At 69.2% G+C, this 20,382-nt stretch carries 20 protein-coding genes and 1 pseudogene; 13 read left to right on the top strand and 8 right to left on the bottom strand.

Annotated features, from left to right (window positions below; genetic code table 11):
• Positions 1-149 precede the first annotated feature (149 nt).
• Together DMC61_RS27970 and DMC61_RS27965 are read left to right on the top strand one after the other, a co-directional pair.
• Positions 150-1,514, top strand: a complete 1,365-nt coding sequence (locus tag DMC61_RS27970; protein ID WP_125692613.1) for an aspartate aminotransferase family protein — start codon at positions 150-152, stop codon at positions 1,512-1,514.
• Between the two features lie 70 nt (positions 1,515-1,584).
• On the top strand, positions 1,585-2,577 hold the full coding sequence (locus tag DMC61_RS27965) for a phosphotransacetylase (protein WP_125692611.1): 993 nt from the start codon (positions 1,585-1,587) through the stop codon (positions 2,575-2,577).
• Here the strand turns inward: DMC61_RS27965 and DMC61_RS27960 are convergent.
• A complete protein-coding gene (locus DMC61_RS27960; protein WP_125692609.1) occupies positions 2,555-3,550 on the bottom strand; it encodes a YeiH family protein in 996 nt (331 codons plus the stop codon). The genes DMC61_RS27965 and DMC61_RS27960 overlap by 23 nt on opposite strands.
• A 72-nt stretch (positions 3,551-3,622) precedes the next feature.
• On the opposite strand from DMC61_RS27960, the gene DMC61_RS27955 reads away from it, so the two are divergent.
• Positions 3,623-4,516, top strand: a complete 894-nt coding sequence (locus DMC61_RS27955; protein WP_125692607.1) for a LysR substrate-binding domain-containing protein — start codon at positions 3,623-3,625, stop codon at positions 4,514-4,516.
• A 188-nt stretch (positions 4,517-4,704) separates the two neighbouring features.
• Complete coding sequence (locus DMC61_RS27950) at positions 4,705-6,078, top strand: amino acid permease (RefSeq protein ID WP_199750131.1); 1,374 nt, start codon at positions 4,705-4,707, stop codon at positions 6,076-6,078.
• 55 nt (positions 6,079-6,133) lie between these two features.
• Here DMC61_RS27950 and DMC61_RS27945 read toward each other — a convergent pair whose 3' ends face one another.
• Positions 6,134-7,033, bottom strand: coding sequence for an RNA polymerase sigma-70 factor (locus DMC61_RS27945; RefSeq protein ID WP_125692603.1), 900 nt, complete (start codon positions 7,031-7,033; stop codon positions 6,134-6,136).
• Positions 7,034-7,199: 166 nt separating this feature from the next.
• Between DMC61_RS27945 and DMC61_RS27940 the strand changes: the two genes are divergently transcribed.
• From DMC61_RS27940 to DMC61_RS27930, 3 genes are all read left to right on the top strand, one after another.
• Positions 7,200-7,697: a carboxymuconolactone decarboxylase family protein gene (locus tag DMC61_RS27940; protein ID WP_233594976.1), complete on the top strand. Its 498-nt coding sequence runs from the start codon at positions 7,200-7,202 to the stop codon at positions 7,695-7,697.
• A gap of 28 nt (positions 7,698-7,725) precedes the next feature.
• Positions 7,726-8,472 carry an SDR family oxidoreductase gene (locus DMC61_RS27935; protein WP_125692601.1) on the top strand — a complete coding sequence of 249 codons (747 nt, stop codon included), beginning with the start codon at positions 7,726-7,728 and terminating at the stop codon, positions 8,470-8,472.
• Between the two features lie 88 nt (positions 8,473-8,560).
• Positions 8,561-9,625 carry a DUF6348 family protein gene (locus DMC61_RS27930; RefSeq protein ID WP_125692599.1) on the top strand — a complete coding sequence of 355 codons (1,065 nt, stop codon included), beginning with the start codon at positions 8,561-8,563 and terminating at the stop codon, positions 9,623-9,625.
• Here the strand turns inward: DMC61_RS27930 and DMC61_RS27925 are convergent.
• Complete coding sequence (locus DMC61_RS27925; protein ID WP_125692597.1) at positions 9,622-10,950, bottom strand: MFS transporter; 1,329 nt, start codon at positions 10,948-10,950, stop codon at positions 9,622-9,624. The two genes, DMC61_RS27930 and DMC61_RS27925, sit on opposite strands and share 4 nt — an antisense overlap.
• Positions 10,951-11,142: 192 nt before the next feature.
• Between DMC61_RS27925 and DMC61_RS27920 the strand changes: the two genes are divergently transcribed.
• The gene (locus DMC61_RS27920; protein ID WP_125692595.1) at positions 11,143-11,829 is read left to right on the top strand and encodes a dihydrofolate reductase family protein; all 687 of its coding nucleotides are present in this window, start codon (positions 11,143-11,145) and stop codon (positions 11,827-11,829) included.
• 147 nt (positions 11,830-11,976) lie between these two features.
• Here the strand turns inward: DMC61_RS27920 and DMC61_RS27915 are convergent, their stop codons facing one another.
• Positions 11,977-12,432: an N-acetyltransferase gene (locus DMC61_RS27915; protein WP_125692593.1), complete on the bottom strand. Its 456-nt coding sequence runs from the start codon at positions 12,430-12,432 to the stop codon at positions 11,977-11,979.
• 85 nt (positions 12,433-12,517) lie between these two features.
• On the opposite strand from DMC61_RS27915, the gene DMC61_RS27910 reads away from it, so the two are divergent.
• Positions 12,518-13,936: a hypothetical protein gene (locus tag DMC61_RS27910; RefSeq protein WP_125692591.1), complete on the top strand. Its 1,419-nt coding sequence runs from the start codon at positions 12,518-12,520 to the stop codon at positions 13,934-13,936.
• Between the two features lie 3 nt (positions 13,937-13,939).
• On the opposite strand, the gene DMC61_RS27905 is transcribed toward DMC61_RS27910, so the two are convergent.
• Complete coding sequence (locus DMC61_RS27905) at positions 13,940-14,380, bottom strand: hypothetical protein (protein ID WP_125692589.1); 441 nt, start codon at positions 14,378-14,380, stop codon at positions 13,940-13,942.
• A gap of 147 nt (positions 14,381-14,527) precedes the next feature.
• Positions 14,528-14,932, bottom strand: a complete 405-nt coding sequence (locus DMC61_RS27900) for a hypothetical protein (RefSeq protein ID WP_125692587.1) — start codon at positions 14,930-14,932, stop codon at positions 14,528-14,530.
• Between the two features lie 101 nt (positions 14,933-15,033).
• Between DMC61_RS27900 and DMC61_RS27895 the strand changes: the two genes are divergently transcribed.
• Together DMC61_RS27895 and DMC61_RS27890 are read left to right on the top strand one after the other, a co-directional pair.
• Positions 15,034-15,420: a hypothetical protein gene (locus DMC61_RS27895; protein ID WP_199750123.1), complete on the top strand. Its 387-nt coding sequence runs from the start codon at positions 15,034-15,036 to the stop codon at positions 15,418-15,420.
• 173 nt (positions 15,421-15,593) lie between these two features.
• Positions 15,594-17,071: pseudogene (locus DMC61_RS27890) on the top strand (SulP family inorganic anion transporter).
• A 20-nt stretch (positions 17,072-17,091) separates the two neighbouring features.
• On the opposite strand, the gene DMC61_RS27885 reads toward DMC61_RS27890, so the two are convergent.
• The gene (locus DMC61_RS27885; protein WP_125692585.1) at positions 17,092-17,478 is read right to left on the bottom strand and encodes a helix-turn-helix transcriptional regulator; all 387 of its coding nucleotides are present in this window, start codon (positions 17,476-17,478) and stop codon (positions 17,092-17,094) included.
• 126 nt (positions 17,479-17,604) lie between these two features.
• Between DMC61_RS27885 and DMC61_RS27880 the strand changes: the two genes are divergently transcribed.
• On the top strand, positions 17,605-18,009 hold the full coding sequence (locus tag DMC61_RS27880; RefSeq protein WP_125692583.1) for an arsenate reductase ArsC: 405 nt from the start codon (positions 17,605-17,607) through the stop codon (positions 18,007-18,009).
• A 29-nt stretch (positions 18,010-18,038) separates the two neighbouring features.
• Entirely contained in the window at positions 18,039-19,112 is a 1,074-nt protein-coding gene (arsB, locus tag DMC61_RS27875) for an ACR3 family arsenite efflux transporter (protein WP_125692581.1), read from the top strand.
• Here arsB and DMC61_RS27870 read toward each other — a convergent pair.
• A complete protein-coding gene (locus DMC61_RS27870; RefSeq protein WP_125692579.1) occupies positions 19,027-20,376 on the bottom strand; it encodes an NAD(P)-binding domain-containing protein in 1,350 nt (449 codons plus the stop codon). The genes arsB and DMC61_RS27870 overlap by 86 nt on opposite strands.
• Between the last annotated feature and the right edge of the window lie 6 nt (positions 20,377-20,382).

Here is a 20,382-nt window from a genome sequence, read left to right as displayed (position 1 = left end):
AGTTGGTCGTGAGTGGCGATTCGGGTTAGAACCCGAATCGCCACTCACGACCAACTGGACCCATCGAACGCCGCCGCTCTGGTGCTGGGCCGGTGCCAGCCGGGTTGCGAAAGTCAAAGCACAGACTCGTGTCTCGAAGGAGGTCTCCGGTGGACGTCACCCAGCTGCGAGCGCAGGCTCGACGGCATCTCGGCCCGCACTTCACCCGCAAGGACACCTGGGCCTCGGATTTCCCGGTGTTCGTACGCGGCGAGGGAAGCTACCTGATCGACACCGAAGGACGCCGTCATCTCGACGGCCTCGCCGGGCTCTTCTGCGTCAACATGGGCCACGGCCGGGCCGACATCGCCGCGGCCGCCGCCGACCAGGTCGGCACCCTCGCCTACGCGAGCAACTGGGGCTCGGCGCACACGCCCGCGATCGAGGCCGCCACGCTGCTGGCCGAGCTCGCGCCCGGCGACCTCGGGACGACGTTCTTCGTCAACTCCGGCTCGGAAGCGGTTGAAACCGCGCTGAAGTTCGCCCGGCAGTATCACCGCAGCCAGGGGCAGCCCGAGCGCACGAAGATCATCAGCCGCGACATGGCCTATCACGGCACGACCATCGGCGCCCTCTCGGTGACCGGGCTGGCGAAGATCAAGGAACCCTTCGGCCCGCTGATGTCCGGCGTCCGGCACGTGCCGAACACGTTGGGACTGCTGGGTGACTGCGGCCCGGCGTCCGAATTGGACTGTGTCGCCGCGATCGAGCGGGTCATCCTCGAAGAAGGGCCGGAGACCATCGCGGCGCTGTTCGCCGAGCCGGTGCAGAACGGCCGCGGCGCGCTGGTCCCGCCGAAGGGTTACTGGCCCGCTTTGCGTGCCCTGTGCGACAAGTACGGCATCCTGCTCGTCTCGGACGAGGTCATCTGCTCGTTCGGCAGGCTCGGGCACTGGTTCGGACACGGGCTCACCGGCGTCGTGCCGGATCTGATCACCTTCGCCAAGGGATCGACGTCGGGATACGCGCCGCTCGGCGGGGTGATCGTGCGCGAGAAGCTGGTCACCGAGCTGTACGACTCGCCGAAGGGCGGCGTCTTCACCCACGGCGCCACCTGGGGCGGACATCCCGTCGCCACCGCCGTCGCGGTCGCGAACCTCACCGCGATGCGGGACGAGAACGTGCTGGGCAACGTCCTCGCCGAGGGGCCGGAACTGTTCGCCGCGCTGAACTCCCTCAAGTCCGCGCACCGCGTCGTCAAGGACGTCCGCGGCACCGGGTTCTTCTACGCCATCGAGCTGATGGCCGACCGCGACAGCGGCCGCGAGCTGACCGAGGCCGAATCGCTGAAGGTGCTTCGCGAGGTGCTCCCGGAGGCGTTCCGGCGCACGGGCGTCATCCTCCGCGGCGACGATCGCGGCGCGACGATGCTGATGATCTCGCCGCCGCTGGTCGCCGACCGCGAGGTGCTCACCGAACTGCTCCACGGCGTCGACGCGATGCTCAACGACGTCGAGAAGGCCGTCCAGCCCTGAATCAGCCCTTTTCACCCGGTGGGGGTCGCCGTCTTCCGGCGGCCCCCGCTTCGTACGCGGAGGTACTTCGATGAGCCTGACCACCGAGGTCACGCCGGACGCGACGCTCGACGGATGGCGGAAGGCGTTACGCGGCCGGAACCTCCGCGTCGCCTTGCCGGACGGCGACGACGAGCGCGCCGTCCGTGCCGCGCTGGCGCTCCGGGACGAAGGTGTCGTGCGGCCGTTGCTGTTCGGTGACGGGGCGCGCCTGCGCGCGGCAGGGGCCACCGACGACTTGATCGTGGACGTCGCCGACGCGCTCGCCGACGACCGAACCGAGGCCGCCTTGACGTCGGGGTTCGCCCGGCACCCGGAGAAGCTCGCCGCCGCCCGGCGCGATCCGGTGTTCGTGGCGGCCGCCGCCCTGCGGGCCGGCCAGGTGGACGCCTGTGTCGCCGGGGCGACCCGGCCGACCGCCGACGTCCTGCGCGCGGGGCTGCGGGTCGTGGGTCTCGCCCCGGGGGTGTCCACGTTGAGCAGTTGCTTCCTGTTGCTGCTCCCGGACGGGCGGCGGCTGACCTTTTCGGACTGCGCGGTGGTGCCCGAGCCGGGTGCGGCACAGCTGGCGGACATCGCCCTCGCCGCCGCGGCGACCCACCGCGGCCTGACCGGCGAGGACCCCGTCGTCGCCATGCTGTCGTTCAGCACCCAGGGGAGTGCCGACCATCAGCGGGTCGAGGTCGTCCGCGAGGCGACTTCGCTGGTGCGGCGGCGGGAACCCGGTCTTCCGGTCGACGGTGAGCTGCAGTTCGACGCCGCGCTCGTGGCGTCGATCGCGGCGGCCAAGGCGCCCGGTTCCGCGGTCGCCGGCCGCGCGAACGTCCTCGTGTTCCCGAATCTGGACGCGGGCAACATCGGCTACAAGATCGCCGAGCGGCTCGGGGGCGCCGTCGCGCTCGGCCCGATCCTCCAGGGCCTCGCGGCGCCGCTCAACGACCTCTCGCGCGGCTGCTCGGCGTCCGACATCGAGACGCTCTCGCTCTTGACCGCCGTCCAAGCTAGCCGAGCAGCGCGAGGCTGACGTAGGCGATGGTGCCGACGAGCAGCGTGGAGAGCAGGCCGAGCAGCAGCGCCCGGCCACCGGTGCGGACCAGGGTGCCGATCCGGACCGCGCAGCCCAGCCCGAAGAGCGCTCCCGCCAGCAGCAGCGTGCAGGCGACCTTGGCGACGTCGAGCGCCACGCCGGGCAGGATCCCGGTGCTGCGCACCACCACCATTGCCAGGAAACCGAGGACGAACAGCGGGACCAGCGGGGCGCGCTTCCCGGCGGCGGACGGGCGGCGCCGCCGTTCGTGCACGCTGACCACGGCGACCATCGGGGCCAGCAGGACGACACGGCTCAGCTTCACCACCACGGCGACCGCGACGGCGGCGGTCCCGGCCGGGGTGGCGGCCGCGACGACCTGGGCGACCTCGTGCACGCCCAATCCGGCCCAGCCGCCTATCCGCAGCGCGTCCATCCCCAGCCGGCCGCCGATGAGCGGGACCGCCGCGATCGCCAGACCGCCGTAGAAGGTGACCAGTGCGACCGCGGTCGCGACGTCGGAGTCCTCACGCTCGACGACCCCTTCCATCGCCGCGATCGCCGACGCGCCGCAGATCGAGAAACCGGTCGCGACCAGCATCGCGAGCCCACGCGGGACACCGATCAGCCTGCCGAGCCCGATCGTGCCGAGGAATGTGAGGCCGACCGTCAGCACCACCGCGAGCAGCGTGCCGGGACCGAGCGAAAGCACCGAAGGGAGAGCGAGTTGCAGACCGAGAAGGACGACACCGGCACGCAGGAGCTTCTTCGTCACCTTCGCGATGGCCTGCCGGGTGCCGTCCGAGAGCACCGGCAGCGAACCGGCGAGCACCCCGAGCACGACCGCGAGGGTGAGCGCGCTCAGCACGGGAACGGCGGTGCTCAGCAGGTACGCGACGACCACACCGAGGGCGGTGACGGCCAGACCGGTGAGGTGCGGCTTCGTTCGCCGCGCGGAGATGGTGCCCATACCGACGAGCGTCGTCCGGAAAGGACAGCGCCGGTAGGCGGGAGAACGGCGGGTAGGTCATGCACTTTGGCTATGACCGCACCGGAACTGGACTCCTTGCGCCTGCTCGTCCTCGTCGGCGAACTGGGCAGTATCGGTCAGGCCGCCGCCGCGCTCGGGATGACGCGGCCGTCGGCGGGCAAGCGACTGTCCCTTGTGGAACGCAGGCTGGGACTGGTGCTGGTGGACCGGACCCGCCGCGGCTCCGCGCTCACCCCGGACGGCCGGGTGATCGCGGGCTGGGCTCGGCGTGTGCTCGCCGAACTCGGCGGACTGCTCGACGGCGCCCGAGCCCTGCGGGCGCGGCACGAGACCGGGCTCCGGATCGCGGCGAGCATGACGCTGGCCGAACATCTGGTCCCGCGCTGGATCGGCGAGCTCAACCGCGCCCACCCCGGCCTCCGGCTCGGCCTGGAGGTCACGAACTCGGACCGGGTGGCCGAGCTGGCCCGCGCCGAGCTGGTCGACATCGGTTTCGTCGAATCGCCCGGGCCTTTCGCCGGGCTCACGTCGCGGAAGGTCGCCGTGGACCATCTCGTGGTCGTCGTCGCCCGCACTCATCCCTGGGCGCGTGAACGCCGTTCGCTGACGCTGGCGGAGCTGGCGAACACGCCGCTCGTCGTGCGGGAACACGGCTCCGGAACCAGGGAAACCGTCGATATGGCCTTGCGCAAGGCCGGCGTGGGGCCGGTGAAACCGTTGCTGGAACTGGGTTCCGCCTCCGCCGTCCGCAGTGCGGTGATCGCCGGAGCGGGCCCAGCGGTGATCAGCGCCTTGGACGTCGCGGACCACGAACTCGTGCCTGTCGCGGTCGAGACTGTCGACTTCGGACGGGTGCTGCGCGCGGTCTGGCCGGAGGGGCGGCGCCTCACCGGTCCGGCGGCGGAGCTGCTGGCCCTGGCCGTGCGCTGCTCGTCGCGAGGGTGATCTGGACCCCTTTCCCACATCGTAACTGGCACTCGCCCCTGGCCCGACTTGTTCCTACGGTGACCGGAACCACAATGGAGCTCCCAGCGCCACCGCTCCGGCGGTGCGTGCGAGAAGGAGGAGACGTGACTTCAACGTCCGGTCCGGCACAGAGCAGCGGCCTGAAACCAGGGCTCAAACAGCGACATATGAACCTGATCGCCCTCGGCGGTGTCATCGGCGCAGGACTGTTCGTCGGCAGTGGCGTGGTCATCCAGTCGGCGGGCCCGGCGGCGGTGGTCTCGTTCCTCATCGCCGGTCTGATCACCGTGCTCATCATGCGCATGCTCGCGGAGATGACGATCGCCAAACCCGCGCTCGGGTCGTTCTACGTCTACGCCAGGGAGGCGCTCGGCAACCGCGCGGGCTTCGCCGTCGGCTGGATGTACTGGTACTTCTTCGTCATCGTCGTGGCGGTCGAAGCCGTCGCGGGCGGCCGGATCCTGCAGCTGTGGGTACCCGACGTGCCACTGTGGGTGCTCAGTCTCGGCCTGCTCGTGATCCTCACCGGTACCAACATGGTCTCGGCGCGATCCTATGGCGAATTCGAGTACTGGTTCTCTTCGATCAAGGTCGTCGCGATCGTCGTGTTCCTGGTCGTCGGTGCCCTGTACCTGTTCGGTTTCTGGCCGGGTGCCAACGGCGGCCTGACGAATCTGGTGTCCCACGGCGGATTCGCGCCACTCGGGATCGGGGCGGTACTCGCGGCGGTGGTGCCGTGCATCGGTTTCTACACCGGCGCGGAGATCGTCACCATCGCCGCCGCCGAGTCCGCGGAGCCGAAGAAGGCGATCGCGAAGGCCATGCGCTCGATCATCTTCCGCGTGGTGCTGTTCTACGTCGGCTCCGTGTTCCTCGTCGTCGCGATCAAGTCCTGGGACGATCCGGCGACCGCGGTCAGCCCGTACGCGGCGGTGCTGGAGGTGCTCGGCATCCCGGCCGTAGCGACGATCATGAACGCGATCGTCCTGACCGCGGTGCTCTCGTGCCTCAACTCGGCCCTGTACACCTCGTCGCGGATGTTGTTCGCGCTCACCAGCAACGGCGACGCGCCGAAGGCGTTCACCCGGCTTTCCGGCAGCGGCGTGCCGAGGCGCGCGATCCTGGCCGGGACGGTCATCGGCTACATCTCGGTCATCGCCGCCTACACCTCACCGGATCTGATCTTCCAGTTCCTGGTCAACTCCTACGGCGCCGTCGCGCTGTTCGTGTACCTCGCGATCGCGCTCGCGCAGGTGCGGCTCCGCCGCCGGCTGGAGCGCGAAGACCCGGGCAAGCTCACGCTCAAGATGTGGCTGTTCCCGTGGCTGAGCTACGCGACCATCGCGCTGATGGCCGCCGTGATCCTGGCGATGGCGCTGCTGCCGTCGACCCGCTCGCAGTTCTGGCTGAGCGCGGTGACGCTCGCGCTGATCCTCATCGGGTTCGAGATCCGCAGGCGGCGCGGCAAGCCGGTGGCGAACGTGCCCGTCGATCCCGTCCCGGACGAACCCCGGCGTGCCCCGGCCACCGTCCGGGAGTGATCTGGATGGGCTGAAAGCGTCCTTCGCCGCGTCTGATGCGGCGAAGGACGCTTTACTATCGGCTCACGGTTATTTCCCTTGCCACGCTTGAGAGTTTCTGGGGATTGCGGACGTGGTAGGCGCCGGTGACGTAGCCGTTTTCGACCCGCACCGCCAGCACGCCGTCGATCTCCCCACCGATCCGGATGAGCAGGCCGGGTCCGCCGTTGACCTGTACCGGTTCCACGGTCCGTTCCGCTTCGCGTTTCCACCAGCCGACGGCCAGCAGCCGGGCCACCTCGTCCGCGCCCACGACCGGCCGCGGCAGGGCGTGCTTCACCCCGCCGCCGTCGCTGAGGGCGACGACGTCCGGCGCGAGGATGTCGAGCAGTCCCTGCAGATCGCCGGTTTCCACCGCGGCCTGGAACGCCTTGAGCGCGGCCCGGTGCTCGGCAGGGGAGCCGGTGCCGCGTGGCTTGCGGGCGGCGACGTGGGCCCGCGCCCGATGAGCGATCTGGCGTACGGCGGCGGGAGTCTTCTCGACGGCTTGGGCGATTTCGTCGTAGTCGACGGCGAAAACCTCCCGTAGCACGAAGACCGCCCGCTCTGTCGGCGCGAGTGTCTCCAGCACGAGCAGCATCGCCATCGAGACGTTCGCGGCCAGTTCGACGTCCTCGGCCACGTCCGGTGTGGTCAGCAGCGGCTCGGGCAGCCACGGGCCGACGTAGGACTCCTTGCGACGGCCGAGTGTCCGCAACCGTTTCAGCGCCTGCCGCGTGGTGATCCGGACCAGGAACGCGCGCCGGTCCAGCACCGTGTCGAGCGCGACGCCCGACCAGCGCAGCCAGGTCTCCTGCAGGACGTCCTCGGCGTCGGTGGCCGAACCGAGCATCTCGTAGGCCACGGTGAACAGCAGATTGCGATGGGCCACGAAGGTTTCCGTCGCCGGGTCCAGGGCGCCGGGTGTCTCGCTCATTGATGGTTTCCCCTGTTCGTGTTTCGCCCTTACGATCCCGCCCGCCGCCGGTTTGTGACACCCGGGAGTGGTGGCCTGCGTCACAGGGCGGGCTTGTCACACCGGGCCGGTCGCCGGGATCTCTTGCTCGTCACCAAGCGCCATCACGAGTGAGGAGATCCCGATCATGTCCACAATTTCGGAGAAGGGCCCGCGGTCGCGGATGCCCAATCCGCTCCCGTTCGTGCCCGAGCTGGCGGAAGTCGCCGCGGGCCTGCACCGGGTCGTCGGGAACGGCACCATTCCCGCGACCACCGTCAGCCTGGTGCAACTGCGGGCCGGGCAGCTGCTCGGCAGCACGTATTTCGTCGTCCGTGAAACGCGCGTTCTGCGAGAGCTCGGGGAATCCGAGGAGCGGCTCACCTCCGTGGTCACCTGGCGCGACGCGACCTGCTTCACCGATGCCGAACGGGTCGCGCTGGAGCTGGGGGAAGCCGTGTTCACCGCCAATCCCTCGGGGGAGCGCGTTCCCGACGAGCTGTACGCCAGGGCGTCGGAGCACTACGACGACAAGGCGCTCTGGACGCTCGTCATGGTCATCGCCCACATCGGGTTCTTCGCCCCCGCCGCGCTCATCGCGAAACCGATCCCGGGGATGCCGCCCGGCCGGAACTACACCGACTGACCCTTCTACTTCCACGAAAGGCCTGAAAATGAGCAAGTTCGCAGTGGCGGGAGCGACCGGGCGGCTGGGACGGCACGTCGTCGACGTCCTCACCGAACGCGCCCACGAAGTAGTCCCGATGTCCCGGGCCACCGGCGTGGACATCATCACCGGCGAGGGGCTCGCCGAGGCGCTCACCGGGGCGGACGTCATCATCGACGTCGCTTCGTGGCACGCCTCCGACCAGGAGGCGGCGACGGAGTTCTTCCGTACCTCCGCCCGCAATCTGCACGAGGAAGGCAGGCGGGCCGGAGTCGGCCTGATCGCCGCCGCGTCCATCATCGGTGTCGACAACGCCACCACGGGTTTTCTCGCCGCCAAGAAGGAGCACGAGGAGTTCCTCTCGGCCGGGCCGCTGCCGGTCCGTCTTCTGCGGGCGGCTCAGTTCCACGAGTTCGTGCTTCAGTTGCTGGAGTGGCGACGGGACGACGTCGCCTATGTTCCGGCGATGCCCACTCAGCTCGTGGCTTGCCGCGCCGTGGCGGAGGAACTCGCCGATCTGGCGGCCGCTCCGGCCGCACCGGGAACCCCGATTCCCGAGATCGCCGGGCCACGCGAGGAGAACATGGCGGAGGCGGCGCGGCTCGCCGGGGCCGCCCGGGGGATCGAGGTGGTCGGCATCGACGGGGCGAACGTGCCCGACGGTGAGATCGCCGCCAAGGGCGGATTCCTGCCCGGCCCGCACGCGAAGCTGGCCGGCCCCACCTTCCGGGAGTGGCTCGAAACCCGATCCTGACCGATCGGCCGAGCCTCGGGCTGAAGGGGCCCTTCACCGCATCCGACGCGGTGAAGGGCCCCTTCGGCCCATTCCCTAGACTTCGGCGGTGATCGCATCATGGGGGCTCGATGCCGCGCTCGAAATCGGGATCGCCGCGTTCTGCGCGGGCGAAGAACCGCCGAGCGACGACTTGTTCTGGGAACAGCTGACCGGCGCGGGAGTGGAGCCGTGGCTGGCCGAGCGGCTGCTGGTCTTCCTGCCGATGGCCTACGTCCGGCGGTTGCTGCCGGACGTCACGTATCCGGACGCCGTACGCGACTCCCGCGGGCAGGTCTTCCTCGCGCAGGAGCCGGTCTTCGTGGCGGCGTTCGATCGTGCCCAGTACGCGGACCGGGCGGAATTCGAGCGGATCGCGTTCCGCAGCAGCACGTTCGCCGTGATCAACGAGGCGCTGAACGCCGGATCGCAGCTCGCGGACCTGGAACTCGGCGAACCCGTGTTGTTCAAGGATCTGGAACCGGTCGTCGAAGGCGACGGCGGTGTGCCTTCACCGCAAGCGGTGTTCGAGGCGTTCCTTCGCGAGCACGGTGTCGTGCTGGGCGATGACACTCGTGTCGATACGAAACTCATCGTGCATCCCGCCCCGGAAGGCATGGTGATGGCTCAGGTCGACTTCGCCGTGTCGCATCCCGCGCTGGCCGAGCCGTGGCTCGTCGAGAGCTTCGCCGGGCATGGCACCACTTGGCGTGAGGCGATCGGCCGTGCGGTGGACGGTTTCCGCCACGGGGCGTTGCATCCGATCGTCGACGGGTTGCTGTCGCCCGGCGCCGCGGCCGATCAGGTCGACCGCGAGCGGTACGACCATCCGGACGGCGCGTTCGAATTGGTGCTGGGCGCGCAGATCACCCTGTTCGCCGAAAACGTGCCTTCCGCCGAACCGCTGCTCGACCGGTTGCTGGAAGCGTTGCGCGCGGAAAAGCTCAGCCGGAAGGTACACGGGCTCCGGTTGTTCGTCGCGCACAACGACGGCGCGTTGCTGAACAACGAAGTCCTCTTGGACAGCCGCCCGTGGTCCGGCGGCGAGGCGGTGGTGGCGGATCACCCGGCGCTGGTCGCCGAGGGGCGGGTCGCGACGCGGGTGTTCGGGCTGCTCGTGCCCCTCGACGTCTAGTTCAGGTCGGTTCCGCGGGTTTCGGCGCTGAGGAGCAGGGCGACGACGGTGACGGCGATCGTGCCCACGAGGTACAGCACGACCGCCGTGGGGCCCTGTTTTTCGGCCAGCCACACCGCGATGAGGGGCGCCGGCGCGCCGGCGATGATCGAAGATCCTTGGAAGACCAGGGAAGCCCCGGCGAAACGGCGGCGCGTCGGGAAGAGTTCGGCGATCCAGGCCGCTTCCGGCCCGGCGAGGAGGCCGTGCAGCGCCGCCCCGACGCCGACACCGAGATAGAGCAGAGGCAGCGCGTCGGCCTGGACGATCGCGAAGAAGACCGGCGCCCAGACCGCGAGGCCGAGCGCGGGGACCAGCATCGCCACGCGCCGCCCGACGCGGTCGGACCAGTAACCGCCGGCCAGCATCCCCGCGAATTGCAGCAGTGACCCGATGGCGACGGCGAGGAGCACGTCGGACTTGTCGTAGCCGAAAGTCTTTGTGGCGTAAGCGACCACGAAGACGGTGTAGACGTAGAAGGCCACGTTTTCGCCCAGCCGCACGCCGAGACCGCGCAGGACGGGGCCGGGGTGGGCGAGCGTTTCGAGGATGCTCGACCGTTCGCGGACGGTTTTCGTGGCTGCCCGTGCCTGTGCTTCCTGGAACACCGGCGACTCGTCGATGCGCCGCCGGATCCAGAAGCCGATGACCAGCAGCGGGATCGCGAACAGGAACCCGACGCGCCAGCCCCACTGGTCGAAGGCATTGTCGGGGAGCACCAAGGCGACGCCGCCGACCACGGCCGTGGCCAGCACAGTGCCCAGAGGCGCTCCCGCCTGCGGCCACGCCGACCAGAAACCGCGCCGTTTCGGGCTTCCGTATTCGCTGACCATCAGCACCGCCGCGCCGAACTCGCCGCCGAGGGCGAATCCCTGGATCAGCCTCAGCACCACGAGCGAGATCGTCGCCCCGATACCGACCTGCGAATAGGTGGGGAGCAGTCCGATCGCGGAGGTCGACAATCCGAGGAGCAGGAAAGTGGTCACCAGCATGGGTTTGCGCCCGAGGCGATCGCCGAGATGCCCGAAGACGATGCCGCCGATCGGGCGGGCGACGAAGCCGAGCCCCTGCGTCGCCAGCGCGAGCAGCAACTGGGCGAACCCGTTGCCGCCGGGGAAGAACAACGGTCCGAGCACGGTGGCCGCGAGGATTCCGTAGAGCGCGAAGTCGTACCACTCCAGCACGGCGCCCGCGGTACTGCCCGCCAGGACCCGCCGGAACGCCGACCGGCTGACACCGGTGGACCTCGAATCGGCCGTTTCGCGCGAGGCGGGCACGTTCGTCACTTTCGCTCCTCGTCTCCGGCCGATTCCCGACGTCCGATAATCGGACAGTTCGGGACGCTATTCGGACACGTAGGAACATAGACCGCGTCGGCCGGATCGCGCAATCGTCGATGTCGAGGAGACCGGACCGGCTCCGACTCTTCCGTGAAAGCGCCCGGACAGCGGCGCCACGGAGACGAAGGAGGCCTTGCGATGACCAAGGTGGTGCTGGATGTGTCGATGTCGCTGGACGGTTTCACCGCCGGGCCGAACGTGCGGGCCGAGGAGCCGATGGGGGACGGCGGCGAACGGCTGCACGAGTGGATGGCCGGGGAGGGGGCCGATGCCCGTGCCGTCGAAGAGGTGAACGCGATGGTCGGGGCCACGGTCATCGGGCGGCGCACCTTCGACCTCGGCCTGCGGCCGTGGGGCGGTACGCCGTGGCCCGGCGTGCCGAGTTTCGTGGTCACTCATCGGACAGAGGAAGACTTCCGCGGCGACAACGGCGGGATGTTCTACTTCGACGGACTGGAGGCCGCGGTCCGGCGGGCCAAAGACGCTGCGGGGGACAAGGACGTCCTGGTGATGGGCGCGGACATCGCTGGGCAACTGCTGGTCGCGGGTCTGCTCGACGAGGTCCACGTTCATGTCGCTCCGGTGTTGCTGGGGCGGGGGACCGGGATGTTCGGCGGGCGTGTGGGCGGGTTGGTGCTGGAGGGGGCACCTGTCGCTGGGGCGGCCACTCACCTGCGTTTTCGCGTCCGGCACTCGACGATCAGGCCCGTGAAGGCCTCCTTGCCTACCCTGAAGATAGGGAAGGAGGCCTTCACGGATTACGCGATTGGCATCCGCAGCCTCGGCAACACCACCGGCACCAGTAATCACAGCGGCGGCGCGTGAAGGCCCCCTTCCCTCGGCTCAGCCGAGAAAACTCGACCTTCACACCTTCCCCGAGTACATGAAGGCCCCCTTCCTTGCGCTAGACGCAAGGAAGGGGGCCTTCATGTACTGCCGTCACCGGTCAGCGCGATGCTCCGAGCGCGCACCTCAACGACCGCAGCGATCCACCCGTTCCCACGGCCAGTCCGAAACCAGCCAGCGTGCGACGGCGTCGGCGAGCACACCATCGAGTTCCGCTCTGTCGGCCCGCACCCAGGACTGCACCGTGACGTCCCATTCGGCGGAGGCCGTGGGATACAGGTAGACGCAACCGATGACATCGTCGGCCGGGCTGAGGACGGTGAACGTGAAACCGGTGCACCGCGCGAAATCTTCGGCGTGGCGGCGCAGATCGGCGAGGTTCTCCTCGAGTGTCATGCCGTCGCGCGGCGGCCAGTCGCCGTCGGGATAGCCGGGAGTGGAGCGAATGTGCTCGATGCTCGACATCCAGGCGGCGTGGTCGGCCTGATTGTGTTCCGGTCCCAGGGGTTCGAGGCGGAACTCGTCGGTGACGAGTGCGGTCGGCGGGAGGAAACCGGCTGGTACGAACGCATCCTCGGGCATGGCCAGGACCGTAGTGGCGGACCGGGCTACCCGCACTCGAGTTTCCGCGCTTGCCGTCGCGTCGTGGGCAGGCCAGCATGATCGCGTGTCAGACGAGGGGATGGAGCAGCGCCTGCTCGACGCGGTCCGCGACGGCGAGGTGCTCGACCTGACCGATGGCGGAAAGGTCGATCCGGCGGAGATGCCGTCGTGGGGAAGCGGCCGCACCGTCTCGGCGGCGCTGATCCGTGACCTGGTCCGCGGCCGCCGGGACGTCGAAGTGGACCCGCACGGGCTGCGGCTGCGCGGGGCGAGGATCACCGGCCGCCTCGACCTGGCGAACATCGCCGGTGAGAGGCGGGTCGAGCTGGTCGACTGCTTCCTACCCGACGGCCTGGACCTGCGCGACGGCCGCCTGCCGGGCCTGGTGCTGGACCGTTCCCGTTTCGGGCATTCCGCACAGGACCCGCCGGTGGACGCCGAAAGGTTCACCACTTCGGCGATGACGATGAAGGGTGTGGTCGCGCACGCCCGCACCCCGGCCGGTGCGGTCCGGTTACGCGGGGCCCAGCTCGGGCTGTTCGAGTGTGACGGGGCGCGGCTGGAGAACACGGCCGGGCCCGCCCTGCTGGGGGACCGGCTGCGCGTCGAGCACGGCGTGTTCCTTCGTGCCGGATTCCAGGCCACCGGCGCGGTGCAACTGGTCGACGCCCACGTCGGCTTGCTCGATTGCGACGGCGCGCAGCTGGAGAACCCGGCGGGGCCTGCGCTGTACGCCAACGGTCTGCGGGTCGACCGAGCGCTGTTCCTTCGCGCCGGGTTCCGAGCCACCGGCACCGCACCCGCCGTTCTCCGGTTGCACGGGGCGTCGATCGAAGGCTCGCTGTGGTTGGACACCAGCGAGGTGACGCGGTCGGATCAGGCTTCGGGGGCGCTGATCGACATCGACGAGCTGACCTACGGAGACCTTCCGGAGCAGATCGGCTTGTCCCGGTGGCTGGAGCTGTTGCGTACCCGGACGCCCGGTTACGCGGCCCAGCCCTACCAGCAGTTGGCCGCCGTCCACCGCGCGGCGGGACACGACAGCCAGGCGCGGGACATCCTGATGGCGCAACGGCGTGATCAGATCCGCCGCGGCGGGCTTCGATGGCACGACCGGATGTGGGCCCGGTTCACCGGGCTGGCCCTCGGTTTCGGCTATCAACCCTGGCGGGCTTCGCTGCTGTTGCTCGCCGTCCTCGCCGGCTCGGTCGTGTTGGCCCTCGTCCTCGGCGGGCAGGGCGGTCTGGCGCACACCGCCCGCGCGAGCGCACCGGCGACGCCGTGCGGTGTGGTGGAACGGATCGGGGTGGGCCTGGATCTCGGGCTTCCACTGGTCAAGACAGGAGCGCGGGAGCTGTGCGCTCCCACCGGTACCGCCGCGGGGCAGACCCTCACCGTCGCGGGCTGGGCCCTGCAACTGGCGGCGTGGGCGTCGGCCACCCTGTTCATCGCGGGTTTCACCGGCGCCGTCCGCAAGACCTGACGGCTACCTCTCGAAAACGAGGTCGTAATCCTTGCGCCAGGTGGCTCCCTGATCTTCGGACGCCTCCCAGCGGCCCGTGATCCGATCCGGCTCGACCTCGGCGACGAAGCGCTGGAACATGTCGGGGTCTTCCCGGCTCAGAACCCAGTCGGTGCCGTCGAAATCCATGGCGAAGACCCGGCACACACCTCGTTCGTCGTGGTACAGCGCCGTATACGCGTCGCGGGTGTCGCTGCGGCCGAGAACCAGGACCATCTCGCTCGCGGCTTGCCCGTCCTCACCGCCCATCGTCCAGCGAAGGACCAGGAACGCGTCACCGAGCCATTCGATCGTCGCCGAACCCGGCACCTCCTGATCGGGCGGTTCCAGGAACCACGCGTCGCTCAGCGTCGTCCGCCACGAACCGACGAGGACGTCCAACCGCCCCATGGCTTCGTTGCGCATCACTGCCTCCTCGCGTGGCCCGGTGGTCCGCCATAGTAGTTCGCCCGGCGAGGTCAGTGCCGGAGCGCTCGACAGCGCTTGAGCGAGGCGGTGATCCGCACGGCGCCCACCTTCGCCGTGCCTTGTCCTGGACCCGCTGTTCGCCGCTCACGTCCGGCGACGGTCGTACTCGTCGAAGGCCTCTGCCACGGCGCCATCCAGGATCATGGCCAGGGCATAGGAAATAGTCCAGATCCATTCCTCGAGAAGGGCCGCGTCCTCGGCGCTGATCAAACCGTTCTGGCCGAGCATGCCGTCGGGCGCGACACCCCAAGCCCGGGCGAAATGACATATCCCGACCAAGGCGGAAACCACCTCACGGGGAACAAAGTCGGCCTGTAGTGGCTCGGCAAGAGCCCGGAGGGCCGCCATCACTTCGTGGTAGTTCTCCTCGCGCAAGCCGGAGAAGGGCCGCAGCGACCCGATGAAACCCGTCCGCCAACGCGGATCGTCCACATCCGGGTGTGTGCACGAGTGGAACAGAAGGGCTTCGCGGGCCTCGGCCGGAGTCATGAACGGACGCTAGCGCGAAGGTACGACACCCAAGTAATAAGCATGTGCGTATCATAAGCAGTGTGCAGCCATCTCGGGCCGCCGCGAACTGAGGAGCGAGCATGATCAGAGGTAGGTGGATGCCCGGCCATGCCGTGGACTTCTCCGGAGAAGTGCTGGTCAGCGTCACCGCGTTGACACTCGACGACTTCCGGAGCACGCCGGGCGCCTACAGGGCGGGTTACGTGCTCAGCCGTGAGTGGCCCCGGTTGCCCGGCGCGGTCGGCCAATGGCTGTGGGCGGAACCGCTGCGCCGGCGGCTCGGATCGGTCTCGGTGTGGCGCGACCATGACGGCTTGCGTGATTTCGTCGGCTTGCCCGCCCACGTGGCGATCATGCGGAAGTACCGCGATCTCGGCACCACCCGCGCCACCACCTGGCGCACCGCCGATCTCGATGCGCGAGCCATCTGGCGAAAAGCGGACCAATGGCTGAAAGACGAGGTGTGAACCGCCAGCCCGTCCAGACCGGCGACACGACATGGACTGTCGTGGTGATCCCGGCCTCATTGCGACGACGGGGTCCGCGTGGACCGGTGCTCTCCTCTAGCGTGGGAGTTCCGCGCCGTCCGTGGCGCCCGAGAAAGTCAGGTCGTCCGTCTGTGCCGAGTCCGGGGTCCCAGGTGTCCACGCGCCTGCGCACACGTCCTTCGTGGTTGTCGCCCAAGGTCGCCCGCACCGAGATCCTCGCCGGTCTGGTGGTCGCGCTCGCGCTGATCCCGGAGGCGATCTCCTTCTCCATCATCGCCGGGGTCGACCCGAGCGTCGGGCTGTTCGCCTCCTTCACCATGGCCGTGGTGATCTCGATCGTGGGCGGCCGGTCGGCGATGATCTCCGCGGCGACCGAGCGATCGCGCTCGTGGTCGCGCCGCTGGTCCGTGAGCACGGGCTGGACCACCTGATCGCCACGGTGATCCTGGGTGGCCTGTTCCAGATCGTGCTCGGCTCCCTCGGTGTCGCCAAGCTGATGCGGTTCGTGCCGCGCAGTGTCATGGTCGGGTTCGTCAACGCGCTGGCGATCCTGATCTTCCTGGCGCAGGTCCCGGAGCTGATCGACGTTCCATGGCCGGTCTACCCGCTGTTCGCGGGCGGGCTCGTGCTCATGGTGCTGTTCCCGAAGCTGACCAAGGCGATCCCCGCGCCGCTGGTGTCCATTGTGGCCTTGACCGTCCTCACGATCGCCGCCGGGATCGCGGTCCCGACCGTGGGGGACAAGGGCGCTCTGCCGTCGTCGCTGCCGGTGCCCGGCCTCCCGAGCGTGCCGTTCACCTTCGGCACCCTCGCCCTGCTGGCGCCGTACGCGCTCGCGTTCGCGCTGGTCGGGCTCATGGAGTCGCTGATGACCGCGAAACTGGTCGACGACATCACCGACACGCGCTCCAACAAGACGCGCGAGGCGATCGGCCAGGGCGTCGCTAACATCGTCACGGGCTTCTTCGGAGGCATGGGCGGATGCGCGATGATCGGCCAGACCATGATCAACGTCAAGACCGCCGGCGCCCGGACCCGGCTTTCGACGTTCCTGGCCGGCGCCTTCCTGATGGTGCTGTGCATCGTCTTCGGCCCGCTGGTGTCGCAGATCCCGATGGCCGCGCTGGTGGCGGTGATGGTGCTGGTCGCGTTCGGCACCTTCGACTGGCACAGCGTCGCTCCCGCCACGCTCAAGCGGATGCCGGTGGGGGAGGTCGTCGTCATGGTCGTCACCGTGGGCGTGGTGGTGGCCACCGACAACCTGGCCATCGGCGTGGTCGTCGGTTCGATCACCGCGATGGTGATCTTCGCCCGCCGGGTCGCGCGGCTGGTCGAGGTCACCGCCGTGGTGGACCCGGACGGCACCCAGGTCGTCTACGCCGTCACCGGGGAGCTGTTCTTCGCCTCCAGCAACGATCTTGTCGACCAGTTCGACTACGCGAACGACCCGGAGAAGGTCGTCATCGATCTCACCGGCGCCCACATCTGGGACGCCTCGACCGTCGCGGCCCTAGACGCGATCACCACCAAGTACGCCTCGCGCGGCAAGACCGTCGAGATCATCGGGCTGAACAAGCACAGCGCGCGTATGCACGGGAAGCTCTCCGGCGAACTCGCCGGCAGCCACTGAACGCGCGAAGCGCCTCGGGTTCACCGGAGCGGCGCGGTCCGATCGGCCAGCGGGCCACCGGGGCGCAGAAGCGTCTCCAGGGAGCGAAGCGACTCGGGAAGGACGCTGTACCAGCTCCAGGTGCCACGACGCTCCCGATCGAGGATGCCCGCCGCGACCAGGACGCGGAGATGATGACTCAGCGACGGCTGCGGCATGTCGAACTCTTCGGCGAGATCGCAGAAACAGGCCTCGCCGCCGGGTGAATACCGGACCAGCGACAGCAGCCGGATCCGGACCGGGTCCGAGAGGGCCTTGAACAACTTCGCCGCCTGCTCGGCACCGTCCTGGGAGATGACCGCCGCGGGCTCGGCCATCAGCAGGGTGATGGGCACCGGCTTCCGCCCGCGCCCGTTCTCCGTCGCCACGTGCCCTCCTCGGTCCGAGTGACCTTCGACGGCGAGCGTACCCGGTGGATTGACAAACATCGATGCAAGCCCTTCAATCTGGATCCGTAGACTTCGATCCAGTCGAGCGCCGAGAGGACTCCGCCGATGCCCCGCACGCCCGAGGTGTTGTTCGTCTGCGTGCACAACGCCGGTCGCTCGCAGATGGCCGCCGCGTTGCTGCGGCACTATTCGCTCGGCCGGGTCGCCGTCCGGTCCGCCGGTTCGGAGCCCGCCGAGATGGTGAACCCGGCCGCGGCCGCGGCGCTCGCGGAGTGGGGCTTGGACATCACCGCCGAGGTGCCGAGCAAGCTGTCCACCGAGGACGTGGCGGTTTCCGACGTGGTGATCACCATGGGCTGCGGGGATACCTGCCCGGTGTTCCCCGGCAAGCGGTACCTGGACTGGCCTCTGGAAGACCCGGCCGGGCAGGGCTTGGCCGCCGTCCGCCCGATCCGTGACGAGATCGACCGCCGTGTGCGTGGCCTGGTCGCCGAAATCCTCGACGCGTGAACGACTTCCCGGAGCCAGGAGGCCCCAGCGTGACACGTGTCGCCGACGAGCCCGACGTCCTGCGCAAACTGTCCTTTTTGGACCGTTATCTGCCCGCTTGGATCGTCGCCGCGATGGTGATCGGGCTCTTGTGGGGCAGTATCGTCCCAGGCCTGCAGAGGGTGCTGGACGCGGTGAAGATCGGGCAGGTTTCGCTCCCGATCGCGCTCGGCCTGCTGCTGATGATGTACCCGGTGCTGGCGAAGGTCCGCTACGACCGGCTCGGCGCGGTGACCAAGGACCGGCGCACGATGGTGCTTTCCTTGGTGCTGAACTGGATTCTCGGTCCGGCGCTGATGTTCGCGCTCGCCTGGCTGATGCTGCCGGACCTGCCCGAGTACCGGACCGGCCTGATCATCGTCGGTCTCGCCCGGTGCATCGCGATGGTGATCATCTGGAACGACCTCGCCTGCGGCGATCGCGAGGCCGCGGCGGTGCTCGTCGCGGTGAACTCGGTCTTCCAGGTGGTCATGTTCGGGGTGCTCGGCTGGTTCTACCTCGATCTGCTGCCCGGCTGGCTCGGTCTCGACACCTCGAGCATCGACTTCTCGCCGTGGGAGATCGCGCTCAGCGTCGTCATCTTCCTCGGCGTCCCGCTCGCCGCGGGCTATCTGTCCCGCCGAGTGGGGGAGCGAAGGAAGGGACGTGACTGGTACGAAGGCACGTTCCTGCCGAAGGTCGGCCCGGTCGCGTTGTACGGCCTGCTGTTCACCATCGTGATCCTGTTCGCCCTGCAGGGGGACACCATCACCTCCCGGCCGCTTGACGTCGCCCGGATCGCCTTGCCGCTGCTGGCCTACTTCGCGATCATGTGGATCGGCGGCTACCTGCTCGGCAAGGCGTCCGGGCTGTCCTACGAGCGCACCACGACGCTGGCGTTCACCGCCGCGGGCAACAACTTCGAACTCGCGATCGCCGTCGCCATCGGCGTTTTCGGGGTGACATCGGGGCAGGCGCTCGCCGGGGTCGTCGGGCCGCTCATCGAGGTGCCGGTGCTGGTGGCCCTGGTGTACGTGAGTCTCCGGCTGCGGCAACGCTGGACCGCGAAAGCCCCGGCGGAGTGACCGTCGCCAGCTCGTCGAACAGTCCGGCGCCACCGCACACGCCGGTCTCCGCCATGTGCAGTTCGACCCGCGCGGCCGCTTCGTGGTCGCCGGCGAGTTCCGCGGCGATGCTGCGGACCTGCTCGTAGCCGGTCATGGCGAGGAACGTCGGTGCCCTGCCGTAGCTCTTCATCCCGGCCAGGTAGAAGTTCTTCTCCGGGTGGGAGAGTTCCTTCGCGCCGTGCGGGTAGACGGTTCCACAGGAATGCACGTTCGGATCGATCAGCGGCGCGAGCGCGACCGGCGCCCGCAGTGCCGGGTGCAGCTCCAGCCTGAGTTCCGACAACCAGGTCAGGTCGGGCCGGAATCCGGACAGCGTCACGACCTCGCCGACCTGCTCGATCCGTTGCCCGGCAGAGGAGGTCAGGGTGAGCCTCCCGGCGTCGTCGCGTTCGACCGCCTCGGTGCGGAACCCGGTCACGACGGTGATCAGCCCGGCCTTCACCGCCGCCCGCGCCCGCAGGCCGAGCGCGCCCCGCGCCGGGAGCTGATCGGCGTCGCCGCCGCCGAAGGCGTTGCCGACCGAACCGCGGCGCAGCACCCAGCTGATCCGCGTATCCGGCGCGTCCTTCGCGAGACCGGACAAGGCGACCAGCGCGGTCAGTGCCGAGTGCCCGCTCCCGGCGACCACCACGTGTTCGCCCGAGTACCGGGACCGCACCGCCGGGTCGCCCAGATCCGGCACCCGGTAGACGATCCGATCCGCCGCGGCTCTTTCGCCGATGGCCGGAAGTCCTTCCCCGCCAAGAGGATTCGGCGTCGACCAGGTTCCCGACGCGTCGATGACGGCCCGTGCCGAGATCCGCTCTTCCGAGCCGTCCGAAGCTCGGACGTGCACGGTGAACGGCTCCTCGTCACGGCCGCTGTCCACGACGAGATCCCGGCCCCGCCGCGCGACACCGACCACCTCTGCGTCGAAGCGCACTCGACCGGCGAGCGCCGTGGCCAGCGGTCGCAGATACCGCTCGGCCCAGTCCGAACCAGTCGGATATGTGTCGCCATCGGGTCGCGTCCAGCCGGTGTCCTCCAGCAACCGGCCGGCCGCCGGAGCGACGAGCTCGGACCACGCCGAGAACAACCGCACGTGATTCCACTCGGCCACCCCCGCGCCCGCTCCGGCCCCGCGTTCCAGCACCAGCGGCTCGACACCGCGCTCGGCCAATTCGGCGGCCGCCGCCAGTCCCACCGGGCCCGCTCCGATCACCACGACAGGCAATTCGCTCATCCCCGC

Source organism: Amycolatopsis sp. WAC 04169 (genome assembly GCF_003947535.1).
Lineage (GTDB): Bacteria > Actinomycetota > Actinomycetes > Mycobacteriales > Pseudonocardiaceae > Amycolatopsis > Amycolatopsis keratiniphila.
The sequence above is the reverse complement of the archived record's forward strand: the minus strand, read 5'-3'. Positions and strand labels throughout refer to the sequence as shown.